The sequence below is a fragment of the Streptomyces sp. NPDC096132 genome, from assembly GCF_044763345.1.
Lineage (GTDB): Bacteria > Actinomycetota > Actinomycetes > Streptomycetales > Streptomycetaceae > Streptomyces.
Map to the genome: position 1 here is coordinate 160,714 of NZ_JBIWGA010000005.1, position 17,551 is coordinate 178,264.

The following is a 17,551-nucleotide window of genomic DNA, read 5'->3' on the forward strand; positions in this document are numbered from 1 at the left end:
GTGTTGTCGGAAACGTTCACGCAAGGTCAGCGGCTCGCCACTGGTCAGCGGATCACCACGACCCGCTGGCCGATCGTCGCGAAGTCCCACATCGCGTCGCCGTCCGCCCGCGACTCCCGGATGCCGCCCGTGCGCACCGTGGAGTCCGGTGCCGGACCGGAATCGCCCACCGCAGCGCTGAACCCGATGGTCACGCCGTCGACCGTGGCGAACCGGACGACGTGTTCCACGGGGGTGCCGTCGGTGCCGGTGACCGCGGCCGAGCGCGTGGTGACGCCGTACGTGCCGGGGGGCGGGTCGACCCGGCCGGGGGTGACCGGGAACGTACGTTCGACGTTGCCCGCCATGCCGACCAGCCACACCCGGTCGTCGTCCAGGGAGTACACCACCCGCCGGCCGTTGCCGGAGCGGCGCGGCAGCGCGGTGGGGTGCGCCTTGTCCCGGGGGGCCTTCTCGGCGGCGGTGGAGGCGGCGGCGTGCGGTCTGCCGAGTCCCGGGGGCACGTTCGCCGACGCCTGGTAGGCGAGGAACCCGACCGTCGCGACGGCCGCCCCCGTGAGCCCGGCGACGACCGTCGAGCTGCTGACTGCCACCAGCGATCACCTCATCGTGTTCGTAAACGGTGCAATCGTCGTATGTCGCGCTTCCCGGCGACGTTAGCAGCCGTCCCGGGCCCCACCTGGACATCCGACACAGGCGCCCGGGAGCCGTAGGCTGTTTGCGTGCTCTTGCTCGCTCTGGATACCGCCACCCCCGCCGTCACCGTCGCGCTGCACGACGGCACGGACGTCATCGCCTCCTCGAGCCAGGTGGACGCGCGCCGGCACGGCGAGCTGCTGCTGCCGGCCGTCGACCGGCTCCTCGCCGAGGCGGGACGCAGGCTCGACGCCGTCACCGCGATCGTCGTGGGCGTCGGCCCCGGCCCCTACACCGGGCTGCGCGTCGGGCTGATGACCGCCGACACCTTCGGGCTCGCGCTAGGCGTCCCCGTGCACGGGCTGTGCACGCTCGACGGCCTCGCCTACGCCTCCGACATCGACGGCCCGTTCGTCGTGGCGACCGACGCCCGCCGCAAGGAGGTCTACTGGGCGCGCTACGACGACTCCCGCACCCGTGTCACGGAGCCCGCCGTGGACCGGCCCGCCGACATCGCCGAGCGGGTCGCCGGACTGCCGGCCGTCGGCGCGGGCGCGCTGCTGTACCCGGACACCTTCCCGAACGCGCACGGTCCGGAGCACGTGTCGGCGGCGGCGCTGGCCTCCCTGGCCGCCGAGCGGCTGGCCGCGGGCGAGGAACTCCCGGCCCCGCGCCCGCTGTACCTGCGCCGACCGGACGCCCAGGTCCCCAAGAACTACAAGGTGGTCACCCCGAAGTGACCGAAGCCGTGACTCCACGTCTGCGCGAGATGCGCTGGTGGGACATCGATCCCGTGCTGGAACTGGAGAAGGACCTCTTCCCCGAGGACGCCTGGTCCCGGGGCATGTTCTGGTCCGAGCTGGCGCACGCGCGCGGCCCCGAGGCGACCCGGCGGTATCTCGTCGCCGTCGCCGGTGACCGCGTCGTCGGCTACGCCGGGCTCGCCACCTCCGGGACGGCGTCCGACAGCGGCTCCGCCGCGGGCGCCGACATCCAGACGATCGCCGTCGCCCGCGACCAGCAGGGCACCGGCCTCGGCGGGCGTCTCCTGACCGAACTGCTGCGGGCGGCCACCGACTTCGAGTGCGCCGAGGTCATGCTGGAGTGCCGGGTCGACAACGTCCGGGCGCAGAAGCTCTACGAACGTTTCGGCTTCGAGGCGATCGGCTTCCGGCGCGGCTACTACCAGCCGGGGAACGTGGACGCCCTGGTGATGCGCCTCATCGACCCCGCAACCTCCGTACAAGGAAGAACCGACACCCATGGCTGACGAACCTCTCGTCCTCGGCATCGAGACCTCCTGCGACGAGACCGGCGTCGGCATCGTCCGGGGCACCACTTTGCTGGCCGACGCCGTCGCCTCCAGCGTCGACGAGCACGCCCGCTTCGGCGGGGTGGTCCCCGAGGTCGCCTCCCGCGCCCACCTGGAGGCGATGGTGCCGACCATCGACCGGGCGCTGAAGGAAGCGGGGGTGAGCGCCAAGGACCTCGACGGCATCGCCGTCACCGCCGGCCCCGGCCTGGCGGGCGCCCTGCTGGTCGGCGTCTCGGCGGCGAAGACGTACGCCTACGCCCTCGGCAAGCCCCTCTACGGCGTCAACCACCTCGCCTCGCACATCTGCGTGGACCAGCTGGAGCACGGGCCGCTGCCGGAGCCGACGATGGCCCTGCTGGTGTCCGGCGGTCACTCCTCGCTGCTGCTGTCGAGCGACATCACCTCGGACGTCCGCCCCATGGGCGCCACCATCGACGACGCGGCGGGCGAGGCCTTCGACAAGATCGCGCGCGTGCTGAACCTGGGCTTCCCCGGTGGACCGGTCATCGACCGCTACGCCCGCGAGGGCGACCCGAAGGCCATCGCCTTCCCGCGCGGCCTGACCGGCCCGCGCGACCCGGCGTACGACTTCTCCTTCTCCGGCCTGAAGACATCCGTCGCCCGCTGGATCGAGGCCAGGCGGGCGGCGGGCGAGGAGGTGCCCGTCCGTGACGTGGCCGCCTCCTTCCAGGAGGCCGTCGTGGACGTCCTCACCCGCAAGGCCGTCCGCGCCTGCAAGGACGAGGGTGTCGACCACCTGATGATCGGCGGCGGCGTGGCCGCCAACTCCCGGCTGCGCGCCCTGGCCCAGGAGCGCTGCGAGGCGGCGGGCATCCGGCTGCGCGTCCCCCGGCCCAAGCTGTGCACGGACAACGGCGCGATGGTCGCCGCGCTGGGCGCCGAGATGGTGACACGCGGCCGGGCGGCATCGAGCTGGGACCTCTCGGCGGACTCCTCCCTCCCGGTGACGGACCCTCACGTCCCCGGCCACGACCATGTGCACGAGGTCGGCAAGGACAACCTCTACTCATGACGGTCGCGTTGATGTGGGAGGCCCGGGCGAGGGAGGGCCGTGGAGGCGAACTCCTCGCCTGGGCCACCGCCCAGGAACTGACCCCGGCCCCGCTGCGCCGCGAGACCTTCCGGGCGCCGCAGGACCGGGTCCTGGTCATCACCTGGTGGGACGCGCCCTACGACGCTGAACTCCCCGAACTCCCCGAACCGGCGGCGGAGTCGGTCACCCGGCCGGTGCACCGCTGGCGCTTCGAGTCGATCGAGCGTGCCTGGTACGCCGTCCGCTGCGTCTTCCACCACACCCGCCTCGGCACCTACGAGGAACGCATCACCCTGTGGACCGCCCACTCGCCCGACGAGGCGATCGCCCGCGCGGAGGCAGAGGCGGCCGAGTACTGCGAGGACTTCGACGGCGTCGAGTACGTCCGCTTCGCCGAGGTCTTCACCCTGGGCGGCCCACTCGGCGAGGGCACCGAGGCCTTCTCCCTCATGCGCGAGAGCACGCTGCCGCCGGAGCAGTACGTGAGGCGCTTCTTCGCGACGGGGGCGGAGCGGACCGGCTGAGCGCACCCTAGGGCTGCGGTGCGGACAGGGCCCATGCCGAGGTCACCAGGGTCGCGCCGCAGATGGTGAAGGCCACCGTGCCGGTCAGGGTCGGGCCCGACATGAACAGGCCCGTGACGACGCCGAATCCAGCGCCCAGGGCGGCGACGCGGGCGGCCTCGCGCCAGGGGGGCACGGGGCGTACGGCGACGTCGGGCGGGAGGACGAACGCGTCCCGCAGGTCGGCGCGGACGGTCTCGTCGTCGTGGAAGAGGACGGCCGACGGGGCGTGGTCCCGCAGCCGGCCCAGGGGGACCAGGCGGGTGCCGTCGGTGAGCACCACGACGGCGGGGCGGCGGCTGTTGGGGGCTCCGCCGTGCACGGTGACGGACAGTTCGGGCGGCGGGTCGTGCAGGGCGGGATGCCACATGACCCGCTGCCAGTGGCTTCGGCCCTTCGGTGCCGTCAGCTCCAGCCAGGTCGCCGTCGGGGCACGCCAGCCCGTCCGGCGGGTGCCGACCCGGACCCGGGCAGTCGTCGGGCGGCCGGGGCGACGGGCCGTCAGCCGGAAGCGCAGGCCGCGCCAGAGCCAGACGAGGATCAGCGGGAGGGCCACGGCGGCGCCGAGGAAGATCGGGGCGACGAGGTCGTCCTCCGCCGACGTCTCGTCCGGGTCGGCCGGGAAGCCCCGCGGATGGGCGGCGGAGGGGTCGTAGGCGACCGGGAAGTCCTCGCCCTCGGCGTAGCGGTCGGTGTCGTAGACGCCGAAACGCTGGACGTGGATGTGGTGCCCGCCGTCCGTCCAGCGGACCCGGACGTCCTGGTCGTCGCCGATGCCGTCCTCGACGACCACGCCGGTCGTCCGTGCCGTGGCCCGGTCGCGGGCGTCGAGGTAGGCACTGGCGTGGAGGCCCAGCATGGCGGCGAACAGGGCGTACCCGCCGAGGGTGACGGCAACGCCGAGGAGACCTGCACGCAGGGGGCGCGTCATGCGGGCGTCTCCCTCTGGTCGGGGGCGGCGGCTTGGCCGGGGGCGGTGGTTCGGTCGGGCGTGGTGGTTCGGTCGGGCGTCGTGGGTTGGCCGGGTGTGGTGGGGGTCTGGTCGGGTGCGGTGGTCTGGTCTGGGGCGGTGGTGGCCTGGCTGGGGACGTTGGGGGTTCGGTCGGGTGTGGTGGGGGTCTGGCTGGGGGCCGTGGGCCGGTCGGGTGTGGCGGCGGGTCGGTCTGGGGCGGTCGTGCCGAGGAGGGTGCGGGGGACCGTCGGGTCCGCTGTGGTCACGGCGTCGCCGATCAGGGCGCGGAGGTCCACCGTGCGGCCGTCGGGGGCCGTCAGGACCGTGCCGAGCCAGCGGGTGGTGGGGGTCCAGCCGGAGGTCTCCAGCGCCTCGGCGAGCGTCCCGGTCACGGCCGCCGTGAAGACCTTCGCGGCCATCTGTCCGCGCACGGCGGCCGGTACCCACCGCAGCCCCGGTTCCAGCCGACGGGCCAACTGCCGCCAGGTGCCGTCGGCGAGCGTGTCGAGGGCCGCCGCGACCGCGGCCGCCGGGGGGTCGTGGCCGGTGGCCCGGAAGAGGAGGGCCGTGCCGGTGCCGTCGTCGAGTGCGCGCAGCTCGTCGAGGGGCATCTCCAGCAGCCGCACCGCCTCCACGTCGTCCTCCTCCTCGCCGTCCTGGAGGGCGAGTCGCCGGACGCACCAGCGGGCGATCTCCGCCGCCCGGTGCAGGGGGACCGGCGCGTCGCCGTACGTACCCGTCCCGGTGTGCGCCGGCAGCGCGGCCACGCGGGTCGCCACGGGCGGGTGGTCGGTCATGGCGTACGGGTCGATCGCGTCGTCCTCGGCGGCGGTGCGGGCGGCGCGGCGATCCACGTGCGGGTCGGCGAGGGCGGCGTCGAGGGCGTCGTAGAAGTCCTCGGGCCAGGCGTCCCGTTCGGCCAGCTCGGACAGCCAGGGTTCGGCGAGGCCCTCGAAGGCGGAGTGGAGCCGGCCGGTCCGCCGCAGTGCCGACGCGGTGGCCCCGGTGCCGGCGACGCGGGCCGCGTCGGCGTCGGCGGCCGTCTCCATCCGCCACAGGGCGGGCTGGGAGGCGCGCAACAGGGGTGCGGCCGGCGGCGCCAGGGGACGGACGCGGCCGTCCAGACGGTCCGTGAGACGGGAGCGGGCGTACCGCAGGAAGGTGGCCCGGCCGCCGCCGACGTGGCGTACATGGGCCAGTTCGTGGGCGACGACGGAGGCCAGTTCGGCCTCCGTGAGGGCGCGCAGGAGGGGCAGGCCAAGGAAGAGGACGTGGGAGCGCACCCCGGAGACCCGGACCGGGCCGAGCGACGCCTGGACGACCGGGACGATCCGGACGAGGAGCGGCCCGCGGAAGCCGAGGCGGTCGGCCACGTCCCGCACGAGCGCGGCCAGTTCGGGTTCGTCCTCGGGGCGCACAGCGCGTCCGGGCAGCGGCCCGCGTCCCCCCGCGGCGGCGCCGACGACGCCGAGCCAGAACACCAGCAGGGTCCAGGCCGGCGACCAGTCGGAGACCCAGAGCAGCAGGGCGGCGAGCACCCCACCCGCGACGACGGCCGGGGGGAGACAGGCGAGGGCCAGCATCAGCGCGCCGAGCAGCCACTCCCGGGCGCGGCGGCCCTCGGGTCTGCGGGTCTCCATCGGGTCAGTGTCCCAGAAGGACTACGGCCGTGGGCACGTCAATTTCGCAGCACGTCCGTCTCGCAGTGCAGCCGCCGTCCCGCCCCGACCTCCCGCACCGCACCCGTCAGCCGCAGCCGGGCCACCTCCCGCACGTCCGTGCTGGATGCCCCGAGCCGCAGCTCCAGCGCCCCCGGTTCGACCACCCGCCGCCCCGACCGGTCGGTGAACGCCGACAGGTCGGCGTGGAAGCGGAAGGTCACCCGGGCCGACTCGCCGGCCTCCAGCTCCAGCCGCCGGTAGCCGATCAGTCGTACGTCGGGACGCGTCACGCTCGCCACCGGGTCGTGCAGGTACAGCTGGACGACCTCGGCACCCGCCCGCTCCCCGGTGTTGCGGACGGTCACCGACACGTCGTACGAGCCGTCGGTGCCGATCTCGGGGTCGGCGCCGGCCGAGAAGTCCTCCCAGGCGAACGACGTGTACGAGCGGCCGTGCCCGAAGGGGTACAGCGGGGTCGGGTCCAGGCTGCTGACCTGGCCCGCCAGGCCCAGCGGCGGCTGGAGGTAGGTCCAGGGCTGACCGCCCGGCACGCGCGGCACGCTGACCGGGAGGCGTCCGGAGGGGTTGACGCGGCCCGACAGCACGCCGGTCACCGCCGGGCCGCCCTCCTCCCCGGGGAAGAAGGCCTGAACGACCGCCCCGAGCCGACCGTGCCAGCGGCCGAGCGCGTACGGGCGGCCGGTGAGGAGGACCAGAACGACCGGGACACCCGTCGCGACCAGCGCGTCGAGCAGGGCGCCCTGGACGCCCGGCAGGTTCAGGTCGGCCACGTCGCAGCCCTCGCCCGAGGTGCCGCGCCCGAACAGGCCCGCCCGGTCGCCGAGCACGGCCACGCACACGTCCGCCTCCGAGGCGCGTGTGATGGCCTCCGTGAACCCGGACGGGTCCGGGTCGGAGACCCCGCAGCCCTCCGTGAACGTCACCTTGGCGTCCGGGAGTTCGGCCCGCAGGGACTCCAGCAGCGTCGGGATCCCGATGCCCAGGTCCACCTCGGGGTGGTGGGGGAGGACATGGGACGGGAAGGAGTAGCAGCCGAGCATCGCCAGGGCGTCCGCCGCCCTCGGGCCCACCACCGCGATCCGCGTGTCGGGGGCGAGGGGGAGCAGGCAGTCCGGGTTGTCCAGCAGGACCACCGACTCCTCGGCCAGCCGGCGGGCCAGCGCGCGGTTCGCCGCCGGGTCGAGGTCGACCGACTCGGGGGTCTGCGGCTGCCAGTCCTCGTCCAGCAGGCCCAGTTCGCACTTCTGGAGCAGGACGCGGCGTGCCGCCCGGTCGACCAGCTCCTCGGGCACCTCGCCCGCCCGGACGGCCGCGACCAGTGCCTCGCCGTAGTGCTTCACCGTCGGCAGCTCGACATCGATGCCGGCCTCCAGCGCGAGGCGTGCCGTCTCAGCGGGGGTGCCCGTGACCCGGTGCAGGGTCTGCAGGAAGCCGATGCCGAAGTAGTCGGAGACGACCGTGCCCGTGAAGCCCCACTCGTCGCGCAGGAGGTGGGTCAGCAGCTCGGGGTCGGCGGAGGCGGGGATACCGTCCCGTTCCGTGTACGCCGCCATCACCGACCGCGCTCCGCCCTCGCGCAGCGCCATCTCGAACGGGGGCAGCGTCACGTCCGCGAACTCCCGGGTCCCCGCCCGGACCGGCGCCAGGTTGCGAGCGCCCGCCGAGGACGCGTACCCGGCGAAGTGCTTGAGCGTGGCGACGATCCCCGCCGACTCGAGGCCCCGGACGTAGGCCGCGCCGACCGTGCCGACCAGGTACGGGTCCTCGCCGATCGTCTCCTCGACCCGTCCCCAGCGCGGGTCGCGGACGACGTCCAGGACGGGGGCCAGGCCCTGGTGGACCCCGACCGCGCGCAGATCGCGGCCGATCGCCCGGGCCATCTCCTCGACCAGCGGCGGATCGAAGGCGGCGCCCCAGGCCAGCGGGACCGGATAGGCGGTGGCCCGCCAGGCGGTGAAGCCGGCCAGGCACTCCTCGTGGGCGACGGCCGGGATGCCGAAGCGGCCCGCCTCGGCGATACGGCGCTGGGCCCGGGCCAGGGCGCGGGCGCCGAGCGCCGGGTCCACGGGGGCCGTGCCGAAGGAACGGGTCAGCTGGCCGAGCCCCCGGGTGATCAGCTCGTCGAAGTCGGCGGCGCGGTCGGCGGTCATGTCGTGCTGGTGCGGGGCGACTCCCTCGCCGTCCGTCGCGGCGCCGACCCACACGCCGTACAGCTGGGCGGTCCTCTCCTCCAGGGTCATCCGGGAGAGCAGGTCGTCGACACGGGCGGCGGCGGGCAGAGCGCGGTCACGCCAGGGGGCGGTGGTCATGAAACTCCTGTCAGGGGGTCGGTGATCCACCAGATGGGCAGTGCGACAGTGCGTTCTGGAGCTGGATTACGAATGTTTCGAGCTGTACTTCGAATGTTCCGGGAACCTATGGCTTGGCAGTGGCTTCGTCAAGAGGTCGCGCGGGGATACGATCGCCGCCATGACACCCTCGGAGCCCGCGGAAACGCGGACGGAAACGCGGCCGACGCAGACCGCCACACTCGCGGAGATCGCCCGCGAGGCCGGCGTCTCGGCGCCGACTGTTTCGAAGGTCCTCAACGGCCGTGCCGATGTCGCCCCCGCGACCCGCACCCGGGTCGAGGAACTGCTGCGCGCCCACGGCTACCGGCGCCGGCGCGCCGAGGCGACCCGCTCGCCCCTGATCGACCTGGTCTTCCACGAGCTGGAGAGCGCCTGGGCGATGGAGGTCATCCGGGGCGTGGAGAACGTGGCGCGGGACGCCGGGCTGAGCGTGGTGCTGAGCGAGAGCGCCGGGCGGCTCACCCCCGGGCGGACCTGGGCCGACCAGGTCGCGGCCCGCCGTCCGCACGGGGTCGTGCTGGTGCTGTCCGGGCTCGACGAGTCCCAGCGGGCGCTGCTGACCAGCCGTTCCATCCCGTTCGTGGTGATGGACCCGGCAGGCGACCCGGGGGCCGACGTGCCGTCCATCGGGGCCACCAACTGGCAGGGCGGGCTGGCGGCCACCCGGCACCTGGTCGAGCTGGGGCACCGGCGGATCGGGGCGATCAGCGGGCCGCCGCAGATGATGTGCAGCCGGGCCCGGATCGACGGCTACCGGGCCGCGCTGGAGACGGCCGGGCTGCCGGTCGAGCCCGCACTGGTCAAGACCGGCGACTTCCACCACGAGACCGGCTACCGGCTCGGCCGTGAGCTGCTGGACCGCCCGGACCGGCCCACCGCCGTGTTCGCCGGCAACGACCTTCAGGCGCTCGGCTGCTACGAGGCCGCACGTGAGCTGGGACTGCGCATCCCGGAGGACGTCAGTGTGGTCGGCTTCGACGATCTGCCGGTGGCGCGCTGGGTGGGGCCGCCGCTGACGACCGTACGGCAGCCGCTGACGGAGATGGCGGAGGCGGCGGCCCGGCTGGTCCTCGAGCTGGGGCGGGCCCCGGCGGAGGAGACGCCGACGGCGACGCGGGTGGAGCTGGCGACGAGTCTGGTGGTGCGGGCGAGCACCGCGCGGCCGCCCGTGGCCGGAAGTTGACGTATTGACGGGTGTGGTGGGCGCCTCCACACTCCTCCGAAGTCAATCGGTTGCACGACCGAAACTTTCGGAGGCACCCGCAATGAGATCCTCCAGTTCACCGCGTGCACGTCTCGCCGCCCTCCTCGCCGGAGCGGCCACCGTCGGCGCCCTGCTCACCGCCGGCACCGCCCACGCCGCCGACACCCCCCTGCGCGACCTCGGCACCGCCAAGGGCAAGGTCATCGGTACGGCGGTCACCGGCTCCAAGCTGACCGGGACCTACGGCGACATCGCCGGGGCGCAGTTCTCCTCGCTCACCCCCGGCAACGCCATGAAGTGGGGCTCGGTGGAACCGACCCAGGGCTCCTTCAACTGGGCGGAGGCCGACCAGATCGTGGCCTTCGCGCAGGCCCACAACCAGCAGGTGCGCGGCCACACCCTGGTCTGGCACAGCCAGAACCCGAGCTGGCTCACCAACGGCAGCTGGACCTCCGCCCAGCTGAGCACCCTGCTCCAGAACCACATCAACACCGAGGTCGGCCGCTACAAGGGGAAGATCGCCGCCTGGGACGTCGTCAACGAGCCCTTCAACGAGGACGGCACCTACCGCTCGACCCTCTGGTACAACGGCCTCGGCGCCGACTACATCGCGAGCGCCCTGACCTGGGCGCGCGCCGCCGACCCGGCCGCCAAGCTGTACATCAACGACTACAACGTCGAGGGCGTCAACGCGAAGTCGACGGCTCTGTACAACCTGGTCAAGTCGCTGAAGGACCGCGGGGTCCCGATCGACGGGGTGGGCCTCCAGGCCCACCTCATCCTCGGTCAGGTCCCCTCCACCCTCCAGCAGAACATCCAGCGCTTCGCCGACCTCGGCGTCGACGTGGCGATCACCGAGCTGGACATCCGGATGACGCTGCCCTCGGACAGCGCCAAGCTCGCCCAGCAGAAGGCCGACTACAAGGCGGTCACCGCGGCCTGCGTCGCGGTCGCGCGCTGCGTGAACCTCACCGTCTGGGGCTTCACCGACTCCGACTCCTGGGTGGAGAGCACCTTCCCGGGGCAGGGGGCGGCGACGCCGTACGACGCGAACTACGCGCCGAAACCGGCGTACTACGGGATCGCGGAGGCGCTCGGCGGTACGAGCACGCCCCCGCCGACCGGCGCGTGCACGGCGGCGTACAGCGTGGGCAGTCAGTGGAACACCGGGTTCACCGGGAACGTGACGATCTCCTGCTCGGGTGCCTCGCTGTCGTCCTGGAAGGTGACCTGGACGTACGGCGCCGGGCAGCAGATCACCCAGGCCTGGAACGCGACCTGCACCCAGTCGGGGGCCGCGGTGTCCTGCGTGAACGCCTCGTACAACGGGTCGGTGCCGGACGGGGGTTCGGTGAGCTTCGGGTTCAACGCGAGCTGGAGCGGCAGCAATCCGGTGCCGACGGTGACACTGGGGTGATCCCTGGTGATGGTGGGCTGAGAATTGTGAGATTTTCACAAGAAATCCCGGTCGGGCCCGCCGTCCTAACAGTCCGCTAATAATCCCCGCCTACCTTCCTCCCCGTGACGCGACACGAGGAGCACGGCGAAGACGGCAGAAGAGCGGGCCGGCGGTCGAGAGTACTGAAGGCCGCCGGCCTCACGCTGGCCGCCGCCCTGGTGCTGGGCATCGGGACGGCCGGCTGGGCCTACTGGCACCTCAACGACAACATCAAGAGCGTCGACATCGACCAGGCGCTCGGCGACGACCGCCCCGCGAAGGCGGTCACCACCCCGAGCGCCTCGGCGTCCGCCTCGGCCTCCCCACTGCCCACCGAGGCCGTCAACATCCTGGTGCTGGGCTCCGACTCGCGCAGCGGCAAGGAGAACCAGGAACTCGGCGGCGGCGACAGCGGCGGCGCCCGCTCCGACACGGCGATGGTCGTGCACATCGACGCGGGCCGGACCAACGCCACCGTGGTCAGCATCCCGCGCGACACCCTCGTCACCCGCCCCTCCTGCCCGCTCTCCTCCGGCGGCACCTCGGCGGTGGCCTACGGCACGATGTTCAACAGCGCGTACTCGCTGGGCGGGCCGGTCTGCGCGGTCAAGACCGTCGAGTCCATCACGAACGTCCGCATGGACCACTACATCGAGGTCGACTTCTCCGGCTTCGCCAAGCTGGTGAACGCGCTCGGCGGGGTCACCGTCACCACCGACGAGGACATCGACGACGACGACAGCCACCTCCACCTCGAGGCCGGCACCCACCACCTGGGCGGCAAGCAGGCCCTCGCGCTCGCCCGCACCCGGCACGGCATAGGCGACGGCAGCGACCTCGGCCGGATCAAGCTCCAGCAGAAGCTGGTCAAGGCCCTGCTGGAACAGATCGCCTCGACCAGCCTGCTCACCAGCCCCACCAAGCTCTACGCGGTCGCCGACGCCATCACCGGCAGCCTCACCACCGACACCGGCCTGAACTCCCTCTCCGAACTGATGGAACTGGGCCAGAGCCTCAAGGGCCTGACGGCCGACAACGTCAAGACGATCACCATGCCGGTCGTGACCGCCCCGTCCGACCCCAACCGGGTGGTGGCTCAGGAGCCGGAGGCGAGCGAACTGTGGGAGTCGCTCACATAGGGGGCCGCGGGCGGCGGAGGGATTCCTCGGGACTCCTCGAGAAAAAATCCGGCGAGGGTGTCGATCCGGTCGTCTCCCGTTCGACGAAGGGGTGAGCGGCCGGGACCGACCCGGTCGCCGTGCACCACGAGGAGTCACCATGCCCCGTTACCTGTCGCTCGTGAAGATCGACGAGGCCTCCGCCCCCGCCGAGGGCCCCAGCCCCGAGCTGATGCGGCGGATGGGTGAGCTGATCGAGGAGGTCACCAAGGCGGGCGTCATGCTCGACACCGCCGGGCTCACGCCGTCCGCGCAGGGCACCCGGGTGCACTGGGAGGGCGGGAAGATCTCCGTCACCGACGGGCCCTTCACCGAGTCCAAGGAGGTCGTCGGCGGCTACGCGCTCATGCAGTGCAAGGACATGGCCGAGGCCCTCGAGTGGACCAAGCGGTTCCTGAAGGTGCACGAGGACTTCTGGACCGTGACCTGCGAGGTGCGGGAGATCGCCGAGGGCTGAGAGCCTGAGGGTTCCTTGGCCCGACGTCGTGCGGGGTGTTCGATGGTGGGCTGTGGAACAGCAGCCCGCCCCGGACCCCCGAGGCACCCTCGACACCGTCTTCCGCCTGGAGTTCCCGCGCGTCGTCGCCGCCGTCACCCGGGTCGTCCGGGACGTCGGCATCGCCGAGGAACTCGCCCAGGACGCCCTGGTCGCCGCGCTGGAGCAGTGGCCCCGCGACGGCGTCCCGGACAACCCGGGCGCCTGGCTCACCGCCGCCGCCCGGCGCCGCGCCGTCGACCTGGTCCGCCGCCGGGAGAACTACGCCCGCAAGCTCCAGGAGATCGGCCGCACCCTGGAGACCACGGCCTTGCCGGAGGAGCCCGCCGGGCCCGACGACATCGACGACGACCTGCTCCGGCTCGTCTTCACCACCTGCCACCCGGTGCTGTCCCCCGAGGCCCGCACCGCCCTCACCCTGCGTCTGCTCGGCGGTCTGACCACCGCCGAGATCGCCCGTGCCGTCCTGGTCCCCGAGCCCACGGTCGCTGGGGGTCCCCCCACACGTTTGGTAGTGGGGGAGCATCGTGCGCGCCAAGCGGACCCTCGCCACCCGGAACGTCGCCTTCGAGGTGCCGTACGGCCCCGACCGCGAGGCCCGGCTCGGCTCGGTCCTCGACGTGATCTACCTGATCTTCAACGAGGGGTACGCGGCCACCGCGGGTGACGACTGGCTGCGCCCCGCGCTGTGCGAGGACGCGCTGCGGCTGGCCCGGCAGCTGGCCGCGCTCATGCCGAAGGAGCCCGAGGTGCACGGCCTCGTCTCCCTGCTGGAGTTCCAGGCCTCCCGCACGGCCGCCCGCACCGCCCCCGACGGCACCCCCGTCCTCCTGAAGGACCAGAACCGCCGCCGCTGGAACCGCCTCCTGATCGCCCGCGGCATCACCGCCCTCGACCGGGCGAACGCCGGCGCGACAGGCGCCCCGGGCCCGTACGCCCTGCAGGCCGCCATCGCCGCCTGCCACGCGCACGCCCACACCTACGAGGACACCGACTGGGCCGCCATCGCCACCCTGTACGGCCTCCTGGCCGCCCGCGCCCCGTCCCCGGTCGTCGAACTCAACCGCGCGGTCGCCGTCTCGATGGCCGACGGCCCCGCCCCCGCCCTGGAGATCGTCGACAGCCTGGCCGCCGAACCCGCCCTGAGCGGCTACCACCTCCTGCCCAGCGTCCGCGGCGACCTGCTGCTGCGCCTGGGCCGTACGGCCCAGGCGCGGGCCGAGTTCGAACGTGCGGCGTCGCTGACGCGCAACGAACGGGAACGGGAGCTACTGCTGGCACGCGCGGCCGACTGCGGCTCGTAACTCTGTTCCAACAAGCTCCAGTTGAGCACTAAAGTGTTCGAGCCGTTGTGAAACGGCTGTGACGTGTGATTCCTGGGGGGATGACAACTTGAGACTGTTCACGCGCCGCCGTGCCGCGGCGCTCGCCACCGCGGCGGCGCTCGCCGCCGTGGGCACCCTGGCGACCGCGCCGGGTGCCGCCGCCGACGACGCGGGCCCCTGGCCCGGCACCGAGGGCCGGATCCTCAACGACGGGGGACTGCTGATCGACCCGGCCACCGGCGCGGGCACCCAGATCCCCAACGTCGACAACTACGCCACCTGGGCCCCGGACGGCAGCCGGGTGATCTCCACCTGGAGCCAGATCTCCAGCGTCCGCCCCAACGGCACCGGGAAGATCACCCTGCCCTGGGCCACGGGCGTGCGCTCCAGCGCCACGTACGAGGACCTGACCTTCTGGTGGGGCGGCCGCTACGTCGTCTTCTCCACCGGCGGCCAGATCGTCTACGGCCCCTCCGACGGCTCGTGGGCGCCCCGCCCGCTGCTGACGGCGTCCCAGGAGCCGGCCACGGTCTGCGACAGCGAGCCGAGCGTGAGCCCCACGGGCCTGCTCGCCTTCGAGCGCCGCACCGGCAGCTGCTCCGGCACCCCCGGCGTCTACGTCTTCGACGGCACCGCGCAGACCGTGACGCGCGTCCTGGCCGACGCCGAGCAGCCCGCATACTCCCCGGACGGCACCAAGCTGGCGTTCGTCCGCAAGGACACCGACGGCAACGCCCAGGTGTTCACCGCGAACGCCGACGGCACCGACGTCAAGCAGCTCACGACCGGCCCGCGCTGGTACGCCAACCCGTCCTGGTCGCCGACCGGCACGCGGATCGTCCTCGACGCCCACACCTCGCCGTACAGCGACGACGTGCACACCATCGAGTACGTCGACACCGCCACCGGCGCGCTCACCCCGGTCACGGACGCCTCGCGCAGCAGCTCCGTCAACAACCCCAGCTGGCAGCCCCTGCGCAAGAACGGCGTCGGCCGGGTCTGGGGCGCGGACGCCTACGCCACCAACATCGCCTCCTCCCGCTGGACCTGGAACACCATCGGCGAGAGCGTGCCCGGCCTGATGAACGCCAAGTCCGCGGTGCTGGTCAACCGGGACGACGCGGCGTACTCCGTCACCGCGCCCGTCCTGGCCGGCAAGAAGCAGGGCCCGGTGCTGATGACCCCCAAGACGGGGCTGTCGTCGGCGGTGAAGAAGGAGCTGAAGCGGGCGCTGAAGCCGGGCAGGACCGTGTACCTCGTCGGCGGCACGTCCGTCCTCACCGGCACGGTCGCCAGCCAGCTGAAGTCCCTCGGCTACGTCCCGAAGCGGCTGTCCGGCGCGGACCGTTACGCGACCTCGGTCGCCGTCGCGAAGGCCGTCAGCACCGCCCCGAAGTACGTCTTCCTGGCCGGCGGCACCGAGTACCGGGCGGCCCTCTCCGCCGCCGCGGCGGCCGGCGCCGACGGCAGCACGAGCGCGGGCAGCGTCGTCCTCACCAACGGCAACAAGCTGACCGCGTCGGTGAAGTCGTACCTCAACAGCCTGAACCCCGACAAGACCATGGTCATCCCGGTCGGTTCGGCGGCGAAGTACGCGCTCACCCACACCAGCTTCTCCCGCTGGCCGTCGACGTACTACTACTACCCGATCGCGGGCAGCACGGACGCGGCGCTCTCGGTGAACATCGCCAAGTTCTGGTGGTCCGCGCCGAGCCAGACCGCGCTCGCCTTCACCGGCCAGTGGCGTGACGGGGTGTCCGCGGCCGCCGCGATGAACGTCTTCGGACCGGTCCTGTGGACCACCCGCACCGCCCTGTCCACCGAGGTCAAGAGCTACCTGCTGCGGGAGTCCGCGAGCACCAACTTCACGGTCGCCTTCGGCAACACCGGCGCGGTCACCACGACGGCGGTGAACACCGTGGGCGCCTCGATCAGCGCGGGCAGCAGCTACTTCGAGTACCGCCCCTACTACAACGGCGTCATCCCCGCGAGCACGACGGCGACGACCTTCGCGCTGCGCACCAACGACGGCCAGGCCGCCACGGTGGAGCGGACGGGTCCGGTCGCAGCGGACCCGAACCCGGAGCCGCTCAAGACGGTCCACCGGCAGTAGCCGCCGCGGCGGGGGCCCCGAGGAGCATCGTCGGGGCCCCCGCCACACGCGTCAGGAACACGGTCGCGGAGTACGGCCCGTGCGCCTTGGGCAGCACCTTCCTGCGCAGCTCCTCCGGCTCCACGGCCGACCCGCGCTTCTTCACGGTCAGGATCCCCACCTCCCGCTCCCGCAGCAGCGCCTTCAACTTCTTCACGTTGAAGGGGAGCCGGTCGGTGATCTCGTAGGCGGAGGCGTAGGGGGTGGGGCGCAGCTCGTCGGCGGTGACGTACGCGATGGTCTCGTCGACCAGCCCGCCGTCGAGGTCCCGGGCCACCTCCGCGACCAGATGGGCGCGGATGACGGCGCCGTCGGGCTCGTAGAGATAGCGGCCGACGGGCCTGACGTCCGGATCGGGCAGTCCGGTCCCGAGCAGGGTCCGCGGCCCCGGCAGCAGCGTCGCCCGTACGGCTCCCGGCTCGGTGCCGAACCACAGCACCGCCTCCTTCACATCCCCGCCGTCCGAGATCCACTCGGCCTCGGCCTCGTCCGGGATCGCCTCGTGCGGCACACCGGGCGCGATCTTCAGGGCGGCCCGGGGAGCGGCGAGGGCGGCTCCGACGGCCCAGGACAGGGGTGGCGAGTAGGCCTCGGGATCGAAGATCCTCCCGCGCCCCCCGCGCCGCGCCGGATCGACGAACACGGCGTCGTACCCGCTCGTGTCGACCTCCGTGACGTCCGCCTCCCGTACGTCGACGAGGTCCGCGAGCCCGAGGGCGTCGGCGTTGGCCCGTGCCGTCGCCGCCGTCAGCGGATCGCGGTCCACGGCCAGGACCCGGATCCCGGCGCGGGCGAGGGCGATCGCGTCACCGCCGATCCCGCAGCACAGGTCGGCCACGGAGGTCACACCGAGGGCCCTCATCCGCTCGGCCCGGTACGCGGCCACACTCGCCCGCGTCGACTGCTCCACCCCGTTGGGCGTGAAGAACATCCGCCCGGCGTCCTCGGCCCCGAACTTCGCCACCGCCCGCTGCCGCAGCCGGGCCTGTCCGAGCGCCGCCGACACCAGCTCGGCGGGGTGCTCGCGGCGCAGCCGCGTGGCGACGGCGAGCTCGTCGGCGGGGGCGGTCCCGCGCACGGCATCGAGGAGGGCGCGGCCCTCGGGGCTGAGGAGCGGGGCGAGGTCGTTCACCGGGACATTGTCGGTCAGGGGAGTGCCGGGTGGGGCGAGCGGGCGGCCTGTGGGCCAGTTGGTGGACGGTGTG

The 17,551-nt window shown here is 73.1% G+C and carries 13 protein-coding genes and 2 pseudogenes; 10 read left to right on the forward strand and 5 right to left on the reverse strand.

Annotated elements, in window-relative coordinates; genetic code table 11:
* Positions 1-44: 44 nt before the first annotated feature.
* Positions 45-593 carry a hypothetical protein gene (locus tag ACIRF9_RS13925; protein ID WP_403820311.1) on the reverse strand — a complete coding sequence of 183 codons (549 nt, stop codon included), beginning with the start codon at positions 591-593 and terminating at the stop codon, positions 45-47.
* Between the two features lie 129 nt (positions 594-722).
* Here ACIRF9_RS13925 and tsaB point away from each other — a divergent pair, with 129 nt between their 5' ends.
* The 4 genes and pseudogenes from tsaB to ACIRF9_RS13945 form a co-directional block, all read left to right on the forward strand.
* A complete protein-coding gene (gene tsaB / locus ACIRF9_RS13930; RefSeq protein ID WP_403820314.1) occupies positions 723-1,376 on the forward strand; it encodes a tRNA (adenosine(37)-N6)-threonylcarbamoyltransferase complex dimerization subunit type 1 TsaB in 654 nt (217 codons plus the stop codon).
* A complete protein-coding gene (rimI, locus tag ACIRF9_RS13935; protein WP_403820317.1) occupies positions 1,373-1,906 on the forward strand; it encodes a ribosomal protein S18-alanine N-acetyltransferase in 534 nt (177 codons plus the stop codon). The genes tsaB and rimI overlap by 4 nt, the downstream gene beginning before the upstream one ends.
* A complete protein-coding gene (gene tsaD, locus ACIRF9_RS13940; protein ID WP_403820320.1) occupies positions 1,899-2,984 on the forward strand; it encodes a tRNA (adenosine(37)-N6)-threonylcarbamoyltransferase complex transferase subunit TsaD in 1,086 nt (361 codons plus the stop codon). The genes rimI and tsaD overlap by 8 nt, the downstream gene beginning before the upstream one ends.
* Positions 2,981-3,226 (forward strand): annotated as a pseudogene (locus ACIRF9_RS13945) (hypothetical protein); the annotation flags it as partial. The gene tsaD and the pseudogene ACIRF9_RS13945, both read left to right, overlap by 4 nt.
* 310 nt (positions 3,227-3,536) lie before the next feature.
* On the opposite strand, the gene ACIRF9_RS13950 reads toward ACIRF9_RS13945, so the two are convergent.
* The 3 genes from ACIRF9_RS13950 to ACIRF9_RS13960 are packed head-to-tail and all read right to left on the reverse strand — an operon-like array spanning position 3,537 to position 8,511.
* A complete protein-coding gene (locus ACIRF9_RS13950) occupies positions 3,537-4,499 on the reverse strand; it encodes a hypothetical protein (RefSeq protein ID WP_403820322.1) in 963 nt (320 codons plus the stop codon).
* On the reverse strand, positions 4,496-6,160 hold the full coding sequence (locus ACIRF9_RS13955; protein WP_403820325.1) for a hypothetical protein: 1,665 nt from the start codon (positions 6,158-6,160) through the stop codon (positions 4,496-4,498). The genes ACIRF9_RS13950 and ACIRF9_RS13955 overlap by 4 nt, the downstream gene beginning before the upstream one ends.
* Before the next feature lie 38 nt (positions 6,161-6,198).
* Positions 6,199-8,511 (reverse strand): glycoside hydrolase family 3 N-terminal domain-containing protein, encoded by a 2,313-nt coding sequence (locus tag ACIRF9_RS13960; protein ID WP_403820328.1) that lies wholly within the window; start codon positions 8,509-8,511, stop codon positions 6,199-6,201.
* Positions 8,512-8,671: 160 nt separating this feature from the next.
* Here ACIRF9_RS13960 and ACIRF9_RS13965 point away from each other — a divergent pair, with 160 nt between their 5' ends.
* The 6 genes and pseudogenes from ACIRF9_RS13965 (at position 8,672) to ACIRF9_RS13990 (ending at position 16,307) form a co-directional block, all read left to right on the forward strand.
* Positions 8,672-9,736, forward strand: a complete 1,065-nt coding sequence (locus ACIRF9_RS13965) for a LacI family DNA-binding transcriptional regulator (RefSeq protein ID WP_403820331.1) — start codon at positions 8,672-8,674, stop codon at positions 9,734-9,736.
* 82 nt (positions 9,737-9,818) lie between these two features.
* On the forward strand, positions 9,819-11,174 hold the full coding sequence (locus tag ACIRF9_RS13970; protein WP_403820334.1) for an endo-1,4-beta-xylanase: 1,356 nt from the start codon (positions 9,819-9,821) through the stop codon (positions 11,172-11,174).
* Between the two features lie 104 nt (positions 11,175-11,278).
* Positions 11,279-12,334: an LCP family protein gene (locus ACIRF9_RS13975; protein WP_403820337.1), complete on the forward strand. Its 1,056-nt coding sequence runs from the start codon at positions 11,279-11,281 to the stop codon at positions 12,332-12,334.
* 139 nt (positions 12,335-12,473) lie between these two features.
* A complete protein-coding gene (locus tag ACIRF9_RS13980) occupies positions 12,474-12,830 on the forward strand; it encodes a YciI family protein (RefSeq protein WP_403820340.1) in 357 nt (118 codons plus the stop codon).
* Between the two features lie 52 nt (positions 12,831-12,882).
* Positions 12,883-14,173: pseudogene (locus tag ACIRF9_RS13985) on the forward strand (RNA polymerase sigma factor).
* An 88-nt stretch (positions 14,174-14,261) separates the two neighbouring features.
* Positions 14,262-16,307: a cell wall-binding repeat-containing protein gene (locus tag ACIRF9_RS13990; protein WP_403820343.1), complete on the forward strand. Its 2,046-nt coding sequence runs from the start codon at positions 14,262-14,264 to the stop codon at positions 16,305-16,307.
* Here the strand turns inward: ACIRF9_RS13990 and ACIRF9_RS13995 are convergent.
* Positions 16,285-17,478, reverse strand: coding sequence for a methyltransferase domain-containing protein (locus ACIRF9_RS13995; protein WP_403820346.1), 1,194 nt, complete (start codon positions 17,476-17,478; stop codon positions 16,285-16,287). The two genes, ACIRF9_RS13990 and ACIRF9_RS13995, sit on opposite strands and share 23 nt — an antisense overlap.
* Positions 17,479-17,551: the final 73 nt, after the last annotated feature.